Source organism: Streptomonospora wellingtoniae, from assembly GCF_031845375.1.
In the GTDB taxonomy this organism is placed as follows: domain Bacteria; phylum Actinomycetota; class Actinomycetes; order Streptosporangiales; family Streptosporangiaceae; genus Streptomonospora; species Streptomonospora wellingtoniae.
Genome location: NZ_JAVREK010000002.1, coordinates 239,062 through 253,755 on the forward strand (window position 1 = coordinate 239,062; position 14,694 = coordinate 253,755).

Annotated in this window: 13 protein-coding genes; 6 read left to right on the forward strand and 7 right to left on the reverse strand. The window is 71.1% G+C overall.

Annotated features, from left to right (window positions below; genetic code table 11):
* Positions 1-8 precede the first annotated feature (8 nt).
* Together RM446_RS02855 and RM446_RS02860 are read left to right on the forward strand one after the other, a co-directional pair.
* Positions 9-434 (forward strand): cytochrome c oxidase subunit 4, encoded by a 426-nt coding sequence (locus tag RM446_RS02855; protein WP_311543474.1) that lies wholly within the window; start codon positions 9-11, stop codon positions 432-434.
* Positions 435-645: 211 nt separating this feature from the next.
* On the forward strand, positions 646-1,965 hold the full coding sequence (locus RM446_RS02860) for a L,D-transpeptidase (protein ID WP_311543475.1): 1,320 nt from the start codon (positions 646-648) through the stop codon (positions 1,963-1,965).
* Between the two features lie 390 nt (positions 1,966-2,355).
* Here RM446_RS02860 and qcrB read toward each other — a convergent pair whose 3' ends face one another.
* From qcrB to ctaE, 4 genes are read right to left on the reverse strand one after another with little or no spacing between them, the layout of a single operon-like run.
* On the reverse strand, positions 2,356-4,041 hold the full coding sequence (qcrB, locus tag RM446_RS02865; RefSeq protein WP_311543476.1) for a cytochrome bc1 complex cytochrome b subunit: 1,686 nt from the start codon (positions 4,039-4,041) through the stop codon (positions 2,356-2,358).
* A gap of 3 nt (positions 4,042-4,044) precedes the next feature.
* Entirely contained in the window at positions 4,045-5,178 is a 1,134-nt protein-coding gene (gene qcrA, locus RM446_RS02870; protein WP_311543477.1) for a cytochrome bc1 complex Rieske iron-sulfur subunit, read from the reverse strand.
* Positions 5,171-6,103 carry a cytochrome bc1 complex diheme cytochrome c subunit gene (qcrC, locus tag RM446_RS02875; protein WP_311543478.1) on the reverse strand — a complete coding sequence of 311 codons (933 nt, stop codon included), beginning with the start codon at positions 6,101-6,103 and terminating at the stop codon, positions 5,171-5,173. Before qcrC ends, qcrA begins: the two co-directional genes overlap by 8 nt.
* Positions 6,104-6,120: 17 nt before the next feature.
* Positions 6,121-6,747: an aa3-type cytochrome oxidase subunit III gene (ctaE, locus tag RM446_RS02880; RefSeq protein ID WP_449657169.1), complete on the reverse strand. Its 627-nt coding sequence runs from the start codon at positions 6,745-6,747 to the stop codon at positions 6,121-6,123.
* Positions 6,748-7,138: 391 nt separating this feature from the next.
* On the opposite strand from ctaE, the gene RM446_RS02885 reads away from it, so the two are divergent.
* The 3 genes from RM446_RS02885 to RM446_RS02895 all read left to right on the forward strand — a co-directional run bounded on the left by RM446_RS02885 (position 7,139) and on the right by RM446_RS02895 (position 9,656).
* Complete coding sequence (locus RM446_RS02885; protein ID WP_311543479.1) at positions 7,139-7,579, forward strand: hypothetical protein; 441 nt, start codon at positions 7,139-7,141, stop codon at positions 7,577-7,579.
* Between the two features lie 409 nt (positions 7,580-7,988).
* Positions 7,989-9,056 carry an anthranilate phosphoribosyltransferase gene (gene trpD / locus RM446_RS02890; RefSeq protein ID WP_311543480.1) on the forward strand — a complete coding sequence of 356 codons (1,068 nt, stop codon included), beginning with the start codon at positions 7,989-7,991 and terminating at the stop codon, positions 9,054-9,056.
* A 390-nt stretch (positions 9,057-9,446) separates the two neighbouring features.
* Entirely contained in the window at positions 9,447-9,656 is a 210-nt protein-coding gene (locus RM446_RS02895) for a hypothetical protein (protein WP_311543481.1), read from the forward strand.
* Positions 9,657-9,755: 99 nt separating this feature from the next.
* On the opposite strand, the gene RM446_RS02900 is transcribed toward RM446_RS02895, so the two are convergent.
* The 3 genes from RM446_RS02900 to RM446_RS02910 all read right to left on the reverse strand — a co-directional run bounded on the left by RM446_RS02900 (position 9,756) and on the right by RM446_RS02910 (position 12,659).
* Positions 9,756-10,034 carry an Lrp/AsnC family transcriptional regulator gene (locus RM446_RS02900; RefSeq protein ID WP_311543482.1) on the reverse strand — a complete coding sequence of 93 codons (279 nt, stop codon included), beginning with the start codon at positions 10,032-10,034 and terminating at the stop codon, positions 9,756-9,758.
* A gap of 53 nt (positions 10,035-10,087) precedes the next feature.
* Entirely contained in the window at positions 10,088-10,849 is a 762-nt protein-coding gene (locus tag RM446_RS02905; protein WP_311543483.1) for a rhomboid family intramembrane serine protease, read from the reverse strand.
* A 67-nt stretch (positions 10,850-10,916) separates the two neighbouring features.
* Entirely contained in the window at positions 10,917-12,659 is a 1,743-nt protein-coding gene (locus RM446_RS02910) for a DEDD exonuclease domain-containing protein (protein WP_311543484.1), read from the reverse strand.
* Between the two features lie 323 nt (positions 12,660-12,982).
* Between RM446_RS02910 and RM446_RS02915 the strand changes: the two genes are divergently transcribed.
* Positions 12,983-14,416 (forward strand): NYN domain-containing protein, encoded by a 1,434-nt coding sequence (locus RM446_RS02915; RefSeq protein WP_311543485.1) that lies wholly within the window; start codon positions 12,983-12,985, stop codon positions 14,414-14,416.
* Positions 14,417-14,694: the final 278 nt, after the last annotated feature.

The following is a 14,694-nucleotide window of genomic DNA, read 5'->3' on the forward strand; positions in this document are numbered from 1 at the left end:
AGCTCACCATGAAGATGCAGGCCTACCTGTTTATGGGCGTCTCGACCTTCTTCGGCCTGGTCGCCGCCATGTACGCGTACTGGTCCTGGGTGGCCCACGGCTCGATCGAGTGGACCGGCACCGTCGCGCTCGTCGTGTCGATCTTCTTCGGTTGGATGATCGGCTTCTGGCTGTGGCAGTCGGCGCGGCGCAGCGAGCGGTACCACGGCCTGGCACCCGAGGAGCGCCTCGACGGCGACATCCCGGAGAACTCCGGCGAGTACGGGTTCTTCAGCCCGCACAGCTGGTGGCCGCTGTTCGTGGCGATGTCGGTGGCCTTCATGGCCATCGGCGTGACCATCGGCTGGTGGATGGTGTTCATCGGCGTACTCGCCGTCATCCTCACCGTCATCGGCTGGGTGTTCGAGTACTACCGCGGCGAGTTCAGCCACTAGCGGCCGGTCCCTGCGGGCCGGGCACCCGCGACTCCTGCCACCCCCCGGCGGCCGGCGGCCGGCGGCCGGCGTCCCCGCCGGTGCGTTGCCGGTATCACACCCCCGCGGCCGCCTGTCCCCGTGGAAAAGCGGAACTTCTCGGCACTGTTTGGCATCAGCCCTGTGGGGGCAGTGCCGACCAAAGGCCGCCTTCGAGACTGGAGGTCGCAGGGTGAAGGGCAGATCACTCCAAACGGCTGTACGCGGCACTGGAGCCGGACTGGCCGGGTTGGCCGTCGTCCTGGCGACGGCCTGCACCGGCGGCTCCGGATCGCCGACCGGCGCGGGCGGGGGCGAGACCGGCCCCGCCGTCGACGTGCGGATCTCGCCCAAGGACGGCGCAGGCGAGGTCGAGCCCGACCTCCCGGTGACCGTCGAGGCCGCCGACGGCAAGGTCACCGACGTCCGGATCGAGCAGACCGGCGGTGCCGCCGACGCCGCGGCGGGGGAGAGCGCGAGCCCTTCGGCGAGCGGCGACTCCGGACTCGGCGAGGTCACCGGGTCCTTCAGCGAGGACGAGTCCACCTGGGTCAGCGACCGGAACCTTACTCCCGGCTCCGACGTCACCGTGACCGCCACTGCCGAGAACAGCGACGGCGAGCAGGCCGAGGTCGTCAGCGAGTTCCGCACCTTGGAGGCGGTCGAGGGCAAGCGCCTGGAGCTGCAGTCGAACTTCCCCACCAGCGGTCAGACCGTGGGCGTGGGCATGCCGGTGATCGTCAACTTCGACCTGCCCGTCGAGAACAAGACACAGGTTGAGAACTCCATGGAGGTCACCTCCGAGACCCCGGTCGAGGGCGCCTGGAACTGGTTCGGCGACACGACCGCGGTCTTCCGCCCGCAGGAGTACTGGGAGCCCCATCAGAAGGTCACCGTCGACCTGCGCCTGGCCGGGGTCGCGGCCTCCGACGGCGTCTACGGCATCGAGAACCACCAGCTCAACTTCGAGGTGGGCCGCGAGCAGATCAGCACGATCGAGGACTCCCAGCACACCATGACCGTCGAGCGCGACGGCGAGTCCATCAAGACGTTCCCGGTCAGCAACGGCCGCGGCGACGTCCGCAAGTACACGACCACCAGCGGCGTCCACCTCACCATGGAGAAGTACGACGAACTGGTCATGGACTCGTCGACGACGGGCATCCCGGTCGACAGCCCCGAGGGCTACAAGCTCGACGTGGACTACGCGGTCCGCTTCTCCAACAGCGGCGAGTTCACCCACGCCGCTCCGTGGAACGGGCAGCTCGGCGAGTCCAACGAGAGCCACGGCTGCACCAACATGAGCGACGCCGACGCCAAGTGGTTCTACGAGCAGTCGCTGATGGGCGACCCCCTGATCATCAACGGCACCGACCGCGAGCTCGAGGTCGACAACGGATGGGGTTACTGGCAGCGCTCCTGGGACGACTGGCTGGCCAACAGCCCCACCGGCGAGCCCGACACCACCGACGGCGAAGGGACGCCGGGCGGGGTGCACGGCGAGGACGCCTGACGGGCGCCTGACCGGCCGTGCGCATCACCGCCGATCTTGTAGCTATCGTATAGGGAAATCGCTTTCCTTCACGATAGCTACAAGCTGTGTGGGGCCTCCCTCTGGTCGGCCGTACCGGAGGAACAAAACGAGGGTGAACCGGCCCGCTCCAGACCCACTTCAGGGAATGTCACGGAACGATAACGGGATTTCGTGGGCGCCTCGCGATGGAGTGCGTTTGCCCAGCTCAGAGGTGCTAGCTCCGCTGTTTTGGGAATAGATCAACGGGGTCGGTGCCTCCGCAAGGCCGAGCCCACCGCCCGAGGACGCAGAACGGCCCGGCACCCCCGCGGGGGTGCCGGGCCGTTCTGCGTCCCTGCAGGCCGCCCTCAGGCGGCCGGGAAGGGGCGGCTAGGAGGTGGGCGAGGGGGTGGCCTCCTCGCGGGCCTCCTCGTGCGACTCCTCGTCCTCGGCCTCCTCGTGGGCACCGTGGTGCAGGTGGTGCCCCGTGTGCGGGCGCACGCCATCGAAGGAGACGTTGTCGCGGGTGTACCACTCCGCGAGCCGCTGCCGCAGCCGGCCCATCATCCCGCGCGAGGACGGCGACTCCACGCCGTTCTCGTCGAGGGCCTGCACATCGATCCGCGAGACGGGTTCCTTGCTCTCCAGGACCCGCACGGTCTCATCGGAGGACTCCTTGTGCACCTCGATGAACTCACCGCTGGGCAGTTGCTGGATGGTGCCGCTCTCGTAGCCGTGCTCCAGCTGATCCCGGTCGCGGCGCTGGAGGCCCAGGCACACGCGCTTGGCGATAATGAAGCCGATGAACGGCCCCGCGATGACCGTGATTCGGAAGAACCAGGTGGTCGCGTAGAGGCTGATGGAGAAGGTCTCCGACAGGATGTCGTTGGACCCCGCCAGCCACAGCAGGCCGTAGAAGGTGATCCCGGCGACGCCCATGCCGGTGCGGACCGGAGCGTTGCGCGGGCGGTCGGCCACGTTGTGGTGGCGCCGGTCGCCGCTGATCCACTGCTCGACGAACGGCCACAGCGCCATCGCGCCGAACACCAGCCCCGGAATCACCAGGCCCGGCACCAGAACCGCGGTGGGAATCGCATAACCGGCGATGTTGAGGTCGAACCAGTTCGGGAAGATCCGCAGCGACCCCTCCATGAAGCCCATGTACCAGTCGGGCTGCAGCCCGGAGGTGATGGAGGTCGGCGTGAAGGGCCCGAACAGGTGGATCGGGTTGACCTGCACGAACGCGCTGAGTCCGGCCGTGACGGCGAAGACGAAGAAGAAGAATCCACCCGCCTTGACCGCGAACGCCGGCAGCATCGGCGTGCCCACGACCTGTTTCTCCGAGCGCCCCTTGCCGGGGTACTGGGTGTGCTTCTGGTGCCACAGGATGAGCACGTGCGCACCGATCAGAGCCAGGAGGATGCCCGGGATCAGCAGGATGTGCAGCATGTACAACCGCGGGATGATGTCCTCGCCGGGGAACTGGCCGCCGAAGAGGAACATCGACACGTAGGGCCCCACGATCGGCAGAGCCATCATCACGCCCTGCAGGATGCGCACGCCCATGCCGGAGGGCAGATCGTCGGGCAGCGAGTACCCGAACAGCCCCTCGATCATGGCCAGGGCGAAGATCGCCACACCGATCAGCCAGTTGATCTCACGCGGCTTGCGGAACGCGCCGGTGAAGAACACCCGCAGCATGTGGATCAGCATCGCCGCGACGAAGATCAGCGCGGCCCAGTGGTGGATCTGGCGGATCAGCATGCCGCCGCGCACGTCGAAGTTGATATAGAGCGTGGAGGCGTAGGCCTCGCTCATCGTCACGCCGTTCAGGCGCTCGTAGGAGCCGTCATAGACGATCTCGGCCATGCTCGGCTTGAACCACAGCGTCAGGAAGACGCCTGTGACGAGCAGGATGATGAACGAGTACAGGGCGATCTCGCCGAGCATGAACGACCAGTGGTTCGGAAAGACCTTGCCCAGCTGCTTCTTGCCGGTCTTGGCGAGGTGGAACCGGTCGTCGATGTAGTTGCCGGCGCCGCGCAGCGCCTTGGGCGCCTGTGTTGTACGACTCATCGGCTAGTTCCCCCTCTGCGCGTCCCAGAAGGTCGGCCCGACCGGCTCGGAGAAGTCGCCGTCGGCCACCAGGTAGCCTTCTTCGTCCACTGTAATGGGCAGCATCGGAAGCGGCCGATGGGCCGGTCCGAATACGACCTTCGCGCCGTTGGAGGCGTCGAAGGTCGACTGGTGGCACGGGCAAAGGATCCGGTGCGAGCCGCTCTCGTAGAGCGCCGCGGGGCATCCGACGTGCGTGCAGATCTTGGAGTAGGCCACGATCCCGTCGTGGGTCCAGTTGCGCTGCTCCCGCGTCATGTCGTCGCTGAAGTCGGACTCGTCCATGCGGATCAGCAGGATGACCGTCTTGGCCTGGTCGTTGAGGCTCAGCCCGTGCGGGTGCTCGGGGTCGGGCTCCACGTAGGGCAGGGCGCTGATCATGCCGCCTGCGCGGAGGTCGTCCGCGCGGATCCAGCCCTCCTCGCCCTCGCGGTCGGCGCCTTCGACGACCATGTGCATGCCCCGCTCCCACAGCGTGTGCTTGAGGACGTTTCCGGGCAGCGGGCCGGTGTCGCGCAGCAGCACGATGGGCGCCAGCCCCAGCGGGGCCATGGCGAGCAGGAGGGTGCGGCGCATCAGGGGGCGCTTGGTGAACCCGCTCTCGTCGGCGCTGCGCATGAAGAAGTCGCTGAAGGAGCTCTTCTCCTCGGGCGCCGACGGCAGCTCGTCGTAGTCGTTGGCCACCTCGTAGTGCGGCATGACCCGGCGTGCCCACACCGTCATGCCCGCACCGATGCCGAACAGGGACAGCGTGAGCGTGCCGCCCATCAGCATGTTCGCCCACTGGCCCACCAGCGGGTTGGCGATGGACGGCTCTCCTTGGGCGTCGGGCGGGAACAGGAAGTAGGACACCAGGAAGCCCACGCCGCCCAGGAACGCCAGGGTGAACCACATCGAGGCGGTGCGCTCGCCCTTGCGCTGCACCTCCTCGGGGCGGGTGTGGGTCTCCGCCGCGGGGTAGGCCCCCTCGTGGCCCGCCTCCTCATCGGTCGTGCCGGAGATCACCCGGTCCTCCTCGGCGGAGGTGGGCGTGCCGATGACCCGGTCGGGGCCCTCGGCGCCCGGGTCGGTCTGGTGGTTGCGGTTGTTCTCAGTCATGGGCTCGCTGCTTCGCGGTGATCCAGATCGCGCATGCCACGATCAGGCTGAGACCGACGGTCCAGCCGATGAAGCCCTCGGCGACCTGGCCCACACGGTTGAGGTCGAAGATGCCTCCGGCGTTCGGCTCGGCTTGGAGGTCCTTCACATAGGCGATCAGGTCCTGCTTCTCGTCCGGGGTGACGGTCCCGTCGTTGAACACGGGCATCGCGCCGGGACCGGAGATCATGGCCTCGTAGATCTGACGGGGCGTCGCTTCTCCGATCTCGGGCGCCCACCGGCCGCCGGTCAGCGCGCCGCCCTCGCCCGACCAGCTGTGGCAGTGCGCGCAGTTGGCCAGATAGAGCTGCATGCCGGCTTCGGTGTCGTCGGCGCCCTCGATGTACTCCTCGTAGCCGGCTTCCCACTCCTCGGCCGCCTCCTCGTAGGCGGCGTGGCTCTCGAAGTCGGCCTGCTCGGGCGGGGCGTCGGGGACGCCGGTGGGAACGCCGGGTGCGCCCTCCTCGCCGAGCTCGGCGTTGTAGAACGCGAGCAGGTCGGCGAGCTCCTCCTCGGTGAGCGCCGACGGCTTGCGGGGCATCTGCGCGTTCGGGTTCATGGAGGGCATGCGGCCGGTGCTGACCTGGAAGTCCACTGCCGCGGCGCCTTCGCCGGTGATGTCGGGGCCGGAGTAGCCCTCGCCGCCCTTGCCGTCGCTGCCGTGGCAGCTGGCGCAGGTCTTGGTGTAGATCTCGCGGCCCTGAGCCACGTCCTCGGCGGTCGGCTGCTGCTCAGCCGCAGCGGCCTCGGCCGCCAGAGTCTGCGCCTCGGCCCGCTCCGCGCTGGGGGCGAAGACGGCATAGCCCACTCCGAAGAGGGTGAGCGCGAGTATGACGACGGCGTATCCCGCAAGGGGATGCCGTCGCCGCGCGGTAATCCATTTCACGGTTTCCCCGTTTCGGGTCACTGAAGGAGGTAGATGGTTGCGAACAAAGCGACCCAGACCACGTCGACGAAGTGCCAGTAGTAGGACACGACGATGGCGCTGGTCGCCTGCTGGTGAGTGAAGCGCTTCGCGGCGTACGTGCGTCCCAGCATGATCAGGAACGCGATCAGACCACCGATGACGTGGAGACCGTGGAACCCCGTGGTGAGGTAGAACATCGAGCCGTAGGCGCTGGACTGCAGAGTCAGGCCCTCGTGCGCGATGAGCTCGTAGTACTCGTAGCCCTGGCCGAGCACGAAGACCAGGCCCATGAGGAACGAGATGAAGAACCACAGACGGAGCTTCCGGACATCACCGCGCTCGGCGGCCCAGACGCCTGCCTGGGCGGTGAAGCTGGAGGCCACCAGAATGATGGTGTTGACCAGGGCGTAGCCCACGCTGAGTTCGGCAGCGGGCCATTCGCCCAGCTCGGGGTCGCCCAGGGTCACCGATCGGATGGTGTAGTACATCGCGAACAGCGCTGCGAAGAACATGAGCTCGTTGGCAAGCCACACGATGGTGCCAACGCTCACCAGGTCAGGTCGCTTTGCCGCACCGTGCAACGGTGTCGGTCCTGTTGGTTGATTCGCGGTTGCTGTCGCCACGGGAGCATTATTACGGCATCCCGCGAAGGTTGTTGCACGACCCCCCGAAAGGCGCCCGATCTGCCGTGGCAACGGTATCGGCTCGTGATCGTCGGGCGGGCACCCGCGGACCGGAGCGGGGCGCCGTAGAGAGAATAGCGCGCGCGGCGCCGCCAGTCACGGGATCCGCCGCACCTTCCGGCGTGTCCGGGCCGGGGGGGAGTTCCGCACCGCCCGGACCGCGCCCCGACCGCGCCGGGGGGCGCCGGATGGCCAGGCGTGCGCCCTCGGTGGCATGCTGAGGTGGCGAAGGTCTCAACTCGACGGCCGCCGGGCCCGTGCCCGGACGCCCGGGGCGCCTCCCGAAGGCACCGGCGCCGGCCGTGACGTACAGGGATGGTGACGGTTGACCATGGCGACCAACGGCCCCGCTTCCGGGGAGCCCTCCGCGCGCATGCGCGTGCTCCTCTACAGCGACAAGCCCGGTACCCGCGAGCAGGTGCGTACGGCGGTGGGGCGCCGGCCGGCCGCCGACGTCCCCAAGGTCGAGTTCGTCGAGTGCGCGACCGCGCCCGGCGTTCTGGCACGCCTGGAGGACGGCGGCATCGACGTCGCGGTCTTCGACGGCGAGACCGCTCCGGCCGGCGGTATGGGCGTCTGCCGCCAGGTCAAGGACGAGATCTACCGGTGCCCGCCTGTGCTGCTGATCATCGGGCGCCGCGACGACGGATGGCTGGCCGCATGGTCGCGCGCCGACAAAGTCGTCAGCCACCCGATCGATCCCGTCGCGCTGGCCGAGGCGCTGGCGGAGCTGATGCGCGAGCAGGCGGCCAAGACCGCCGCCCTCGGGTAGTCTCCGACGCAGGAAGCGGCGCCGCCCAACGGCGGCGCCGCGGTGCACCGCCGGCCGCGCGCCCGCGGTGTGCATGCGAGTCCGCCCGCGCGGTGCCGCCGCGGCGGGCATGACGGACCCACCCGAGCGAGAGACGTTGCCGATGCTGCACAGCGCAGGTGCGAGCGGTGGCGGCCGGTCCCGGCAGCGCGGCCGCGCCGCCGCGGCGGGCCCGCGACCGCTGGTCGCGGCCCTCGCCGCGCCCCGCACGGGGGCGAGCGCCGGCCGCGTCATGCGCGGCGCGCAGGCGCGCTTCGCCGGGGGCGGGGGCCGCCACGGGGCCGACACCGCTCGATGGCGCGGCTGAGCCACTTCGCTCAGTCCGACCGCCGACGACTCGTCCCCGGACGATCCCCCGAGGAGCACCCACGTGAGCACCACTGAACGCACCTGGTCCGAGCTGATCACCGCGCTGCTGGAGGGTCGGCCGCTCTCCGCCGAGGACACCGGCTGGGCCATGAACGAGATCATGTCCGGCTCGGCCACCGACGTGCAGATCGCCGGCTTCGCCGTGGCGCTGCGCGCCAAGGGGGCCGAGGTCGCCGAGGTCACCGGCCTGGCCGAGGGGATGTTCCGGCACGCTGTCCGGATCGCGGTTCCCGGCAGCACGGTCGACGTCGTCGGCACCGGCGGCGACCGGGCCCACACCGTCAACATCTCCACCATGGCGGCGATCGTGGCCGCCGCGGCCGGAGCCAAGGTCGTCAAGCACGGCAACCGCGCCGCGTCGTCGTCCTGCGGTACCGCCGACGTGCTGGAGCGGCTGGGCGTGGTCATCGACCTGGCGCCCGAGCACACCGCGCGGGTGGCCGAGGAAGCGGGCATCACCTTCTGCTTCGCCCCGCTGTTCCACCCCTCGCTGCGCCACGCGTCCAAGACGCGCAAGGAACTGGGCGTGCCCACCGTGTTCAACTTCCTGGGCCCGCTGACCAACCCGGCGCGGCCGGGCGCCGCGGCCGTGGGCGTCTTCGACGAGGACATGTGCGAGACCATCGCCGGCGTGTTCGCCCGGCGCGGGACCTCGGCCATGGTCTTCCGCGGCGACGACGGCCTGGACGAGCTCACCACGACCGGCACGTCCCGCATCTGGACGGTGCACGGCGGCGAGGTGTCCCACGAGCGCTTCGACCCCGCCGATCTGGGGATCGAGCGCGCGGAGCCGGGCGCGCTGCGCGGCGGCGACGTCGAGTACAACGCCCGCGTGGTCCGGGAGCTGGTCTCGGGCGGCCCCGCTGCCGAGGGCGCCGTGCGCGACGCGGTCCTGCTCAACGCGTCGGCTGCGGTGGCCGCCACCACGCCCGGCTTCGGCACGGCGGGCCCCGCCGAGACGCTGGGCGCGGCCCTGGAGATCACCGAGAACGCACTGACCAGCGGAGCCGCGGCCCGCGTGCTGGACGACTGGGTGGAGATCAGCCAGTCCCACGCCAAGCGGGCCTGAGCGGAACCTGGCTCAACCCCGTTGATCTATTCCCAAAACAGCGGAGCTAGATCCTCTGAGCTGGGCAAACGCACTCCATCGCGAGACGCCCACGACATCCCGTTATCGTTCCGTGACATTCCCTGAAGTGGGTCTGGAGCGGGCCGGTTCACCCTCGTTTTGTTCCTCCGGTACGGCCGACCAGAGGGAGGCCCCACACAGCTTGTAGCTATCGTGAAGGAAATCGATTTCCATTTGCGATAGCTACAAGATCAACGGTGATGTCCCGCGTCGGCGGTATGCGGCGGGACGGCACGAAAGTGGTGACATCGCCCGCCAGAGGGGTAGGCCGTCTGCGACATCGGCACAGAGCCGTACCCCCCATCCACCCTTCACCCCCAGGAGGCAGTAGTGCGCAGCAGAATCGTCATCGGCACCGTCGTGGTCGTCTGGCTGCTCATCGGCCTGTTCGCGGCCATCCAGCGCGGCTACTTCAGCACAGACGAGGCCAACTGCGCGACGATCGGCAGCACCCTCACGACGATCGGGGCGGGACCGCTGAACTACTTCGGCGTCAACCCGACCGTCGAGTGCCCCGACCTGCCCCAGCCCTCGGAGTAGCCCCGGTCCCGCCCTTCCCGCGGCGGCCGCTCCCGGCGGTGCGGGAAGGGCGTTCCGGCGCCCCACCCGTCGGCCGCCGCAGGGCCATGCCCGGGAGAGCTACTCCATGCCCAAAGAGAACGCCGCCTCCAGGTCGTGGTTGGAGTAGGCGTGGAAGGCGATGTGGGTGTCGGAGGAGAGCACGCCCGGGACCTTGTTGACACGACCGGGGATGACCTCGGCCAGGTCCTCGTGGCCGCGCACCCGCACCATCGCGATCAGGTCGACGCCGCCCGTGACGGAGTAGACCTCACTGACGCCGCCGATCTCGGCGATCGCCTCGGCGACCTCGGGGATGCGGGCGACTTCGGCCTTGATCATGACGATCGCGGTGATCACGGGGTGTCCTCCGGTTCGGTGGGTCGGCGCGGGTGCCGCCGTTCGCGGGCCGGTCAGTAGACGTCGGAGCGGCGGATCCCGGAGCGCCAGCGTATGCGGTGCATGAGCAGCGCCCCCAGCGCGCCGGCGATGAAGCCGTAGACGTGGGCGGCGTAGGCCACGCCCGCGTCGGAGCCGGGATAGGCCGACATGCTGACGTAGAGAAAGTACTGGAGGATGAAGTAGGTGCCCACCAGTGCCCAGCCCGGCAGCCGCACCGGAACGAAGACCAGCACGAGGGTCACCACGCGGCTTCGGTGCTGCACCAGCAGGTAGGCGCCGAGCACCCCCGAAATGGCCCCCGAGGCGCCCACGAGCGGGACCTCCGCCGAGGCCTGGGTGAGCGCGAAGGCGTAGGTGGCCACCAGGCCGCTGCCCACGTAGAGGCCCAGGTAGCGCAGCCGGCCCAGGCGGTCCTCGACCACCGGGCCGAAGACGAAGAGATAGACCATGTTGCCGATCAGGTGCAGCGCCCCTCCGTGCATGAACATCGAGGTCAGCGCGGAGATCCAGGCCACCTTCGTGTGGCCGGGCGCGGGGCAGGGGCCCGACCCCTCGACCTGGGGTCCGCCCAGCAGCTCCACGGGAACGGCCGCCCAGCGCAGGAAGTAGTGCTCGACGGCGCATTGGCGGGGCAGGTCGCCGGCGTCGTACCACACGGCCAGCAGCGACAGCGGCGAGAGCAGGTAGGCGGCGACGTTGACGGCGACGAGCGCGTAGGTCACCGTGGGCACGCGCCGCACCGGGTAGTCGTCACTCAGCGGGATACCCGCCATCTGCACTCCTTGGGCGAGGACTCCGGTCACTGCGGGCACGGGCCGGCGCGTCCGCCGGCGCGGGGCCTCAGCGGTGCGCGGGCGCCGACACGCCGCGCTCCCAGTCTGTCAGGTGGCGGTACTTCTCGGCCCCATTGACGGGGCATGTCCAGCCTTCGGCGGATTCGGCCAGGCGCACGCCGGGGGTCTCCAGCCAGCGCAGCACGCACTCCATCTCCCAGGCGCTGGCGCAGGGCGCCGGCCCGGGGCCGGGGAACACGGACTCGGCGGATCCGGTCAGCGCCTCGACGAACTCCGCGGGGTCGGCGCCCGGCGCCATGACCCCGCTGTTCGCCAGGCGCCCGTGACGCACCACATGCACGTCCCAGCCGGTCCGTGCGGCGCCCGCGGGCGCGCGCGCGGGCGCCGCCGCGACCAGCTCGGGGATCGCCGACAGGGCGGCCAGGCGCTGGCTGCGCGCCGCAGCGGTCAGGAACGCGGCCAGCCGGTCGCGGTGGCCGGCGGCCTCCTCGTAGCGCAGCTCCTCGGACAGCTCGCGGATGTGGGCGGTGATGCGCTCGACCACCGGTGCGGGGTCGGCGGTCATGGCTCCTCGGGCGGCCGCGGCGTGCACGGCGTAGTCGGCGGCGGTCTCGGCGCCCGAGCAGGGCGCTCCGCACCGGCCCAGCTCGGCCAGTACGCAGGCCGCAGTGGGCGTCGCGGGTGTGATCCCGCGGGTGCACTGGCGCAGCGGGAAGGCCTCGTGCAGCGCCTCGCGGGCGAGTTGGGCCTCGCGCGCGGAGCGGAAGGGGCCCAGGTAGGGCGCCTCGTCGTCGCGCACGGTGCGCACGATCGACAGGCGCGGGAAGTCCTCGGCGGTGAGCTTGAGCCAGGGAGCGCGCTCGGGGTTGCGCGAGCGCCGGTTGTAGGGCGGTTTGCGCTCGGCGATCATCCGCAGCTCGCGCACCTCGGCCTCCAGCCCGGTCTCGCACACGATGGGGGTGACCCCCTCGACCAGGGCCGCCATCTCGCGGATGCGTCCCCGCTTCTCGGAGCCGGTGAAGTAGGAGCGCACGCGCCTGCGCAGGTCGGTGCTCTTGCCGACGTAGAGCGCGTCGCCCTTGGCGTCGGTGAAGACGTAGACGCCCGGGGCCGCGGGCACGTCGTCGGCGAGGTGGCGCTTGGTGCGCTGGGCGGCCGTGGGAGCCGAGCGGAAGCCGCGCAGCTCCTCGGCGGTCTCGACGCCGAAGGCGCCGAGGCGCTCCAGCAGGCCGTGCAGCACGCCGACGGTGGCGCGGGCGTCGTCGAGGGCGCGGTGGGTGGGCTGGTCGGCGACGCCGAAGAAGCCGGCGAGCGTGCCGAGCTTGTGGTTGGGCACCTCCTCGCGGGTGACCAGCCGGCGGGCGAGCGCAACGGTGTCGACGACCTGCGGCGCGGGCCAGTCGTAGCCGTGCGCGGCGCAGGCGGCCTTGAGGAAGCCGACGTCGAAGGGGGCGTTGTGCGCGACCAGGAGGGAGCCGCGCTCCAGCCCGGCGAACTCCAGGAACCCGGGGATCACGCTCTCGACGGCGGGCGCCGGGGCGACCATGGCCTGGGTGATCCCGGTGAGCAGTGTGATGAACGGTGGGATCGGCAGACCCGGGTTGACCAGCGTGGAGAACTCTCCGAGCACCTCGCCGCCGCGCACCTTGACGGCGCCGACCTCGGTGATGCCCGATGCGTCGGCGCGGGTGCCGGTGGTCTCCAGGTCGACGACGACGAAGGTGCATTCCGACAGGGGGATCCCCAAGTCGTCGAGGGTGCCCTGGACGGGGGCGTGCTGCTCGGCCACCCGGACAGGGTAAACGGGGGCACCGACGCCGCCTGCGGCCGGGCGGTGCCGGCGGCCGCGTCGGGGCAGGTGGCGCAGTGCGTCGGCCGCCGACAGGCGCGGGGTGCTTCAGGGCAGGGCCCGCGCGGTTCGGCCGGTTTCCGCCGCGGTCTCCGTGGAAGGATGGCCCAGACCGCGGGGGAGACCGGGCCGCGAGCCGCGGCGGCGGGCCCGGTGCGCAGCGAGGCTTGAGGTGCGGAGTGCAGGAGGACCAGGCAGATGGGTGTGCGGTATCCGTTTCCGCCCCGGCGCGGGCGGTGCGTTCGCGGCGCCGGGGTGCGGTCATGACCTCCGAGGCCGGCGGACGCCCGGTGCGCGGCGGAGCCGACGAGCCCGCGGCCGCCGCGGAGCGCGCCGAGGGCGGAGGCGGCGGGGGCGCGGACGAGGCGGACGGCGCGGACGGCGCAGAGGCCGCCGGGGAGGGGCCCGAGCGCCCGCTGCCCGAAGCCGTGCGCGCGCGGGTCGTCGAGTACGGCTCCGACGTCCTGAGCGGGATGCGCATGTCCGACCTGCCGCCGGTGCTGCGCCGCGTCGCGAAGTTCGAGCCGCGCCGCCGCGCGCGGCTCGCCGGGCCGCAGATCGCCGCGCAGCTGGAGGCCGACGCGGGCTTTCGCGGACAGGTCGCAGAGCGCGTGGCGCAGGTCTGGCCCGAGCTGGTCGGCGAGCTGCGCCGCGGGGTGGTTCCGCCGGCCGCCGACCCCGTCGCGGTGGCGGCGGCGGCCTACCTGGTGCGCCCCGAGGGCTGGCGCGCCGTCGTCGACCGGGTGCGCGAGGAGCTGGACCGGCAGGAGACCGCCAAGGAGGTGGACGACGCCGCCGGCACCATCGCCGACCTGCGCCGCCGGCTGGACGAGGCCAAGAGCGACCAGCGCGCGGAGCTGGCGCGGCTGCGCAGCGAACTCAAGGATCAGCGCAGCATCATCGCCGACCTGCGCCGTCGGCTGCACACCGAGCGCGAGCGCGCCAAGGACGCCGAGCACGAGGCCGGGCAGGCGATCGCGGAGGCGGCGGACCGCAGTGCCACCACGACCGGACAGGTCAACGCGGTGGAGGCGGAGAACCGCCGGTTGCGCAACCGCCTCGCCGCGGCCGAAGCGCAGGTGGAGAACGCGCGCCGGGCCGCGCGGGCCGGGCGCAGCGCCGACGAGGCACGGCTGCGGGTGCTGCTGGACGTGCTGCTGGAGGCCTCCCACGGGCTGCGGCGGGAGCTGGCGCTGCCCAGCTCCATCGAGAGCCCGGCCGACCTGGTCGCGGAGCAGCACCCGGCCGGGGCGGCGTCCGTCCCCGGCAAGGGGCTGCCCGACGACGACCCGGGGCTGGTCGACGAACTGCTGAGCCTGCCGCGGATGCACGTGCTGGTGGACGGCTACAACGTCACCAAGACCGGCTACGGCACCCTGCCGCTGGCCGACCAGCGCAACCGGCTCCTGTCGTCGCTGGAGGGGCTCGCCAGCCGCGCCAAGACCGAGATCACCTGCGTCTTCGACGGCGCCGACGTCAGCACGCCGCCGGTGCTCTCGGCGACGCGCCGGGTGCGGCTGCTGTTCAGCGAGCCGGACGAGACCGCCGACGAGCTGATCATCCGGCTGGTGCGGGCCGAACCGCGGGGGCGGCCGCTGGCCGTGGTCACCTCCGACCAGGAGATCGTCGCCGCGGTCCGCCGCGAGGGGGCGCGTACCGTCGCGTCGTCTCTCCTGCTGCGCAGGCTGAGCGGATAGGCGCCGTCCCGGCGCTGCCGGACGCCGCCGCGGTTTCCGCGCGGGGTCGTGTGCGACCGATGCGGCGTCCGAAACCCCGTGTGCACCGGGTGACGCGTCGGTCGCTGTGGTTGAGGTGCCCTGTCCGGTCCGCTAAGTTCTATCCGGAGCTTGTTCGGCTTCCCGCGAAGAACGCGAGGGTCGCGGCTGCGGCGCCAGTGCCGCCGTGTCGTGCGCTCTGCGGGTGGCCCCCCGGTGACGGCGGCGCCTTCGAGGCGTGCCGCCGCACCGACCGGAGG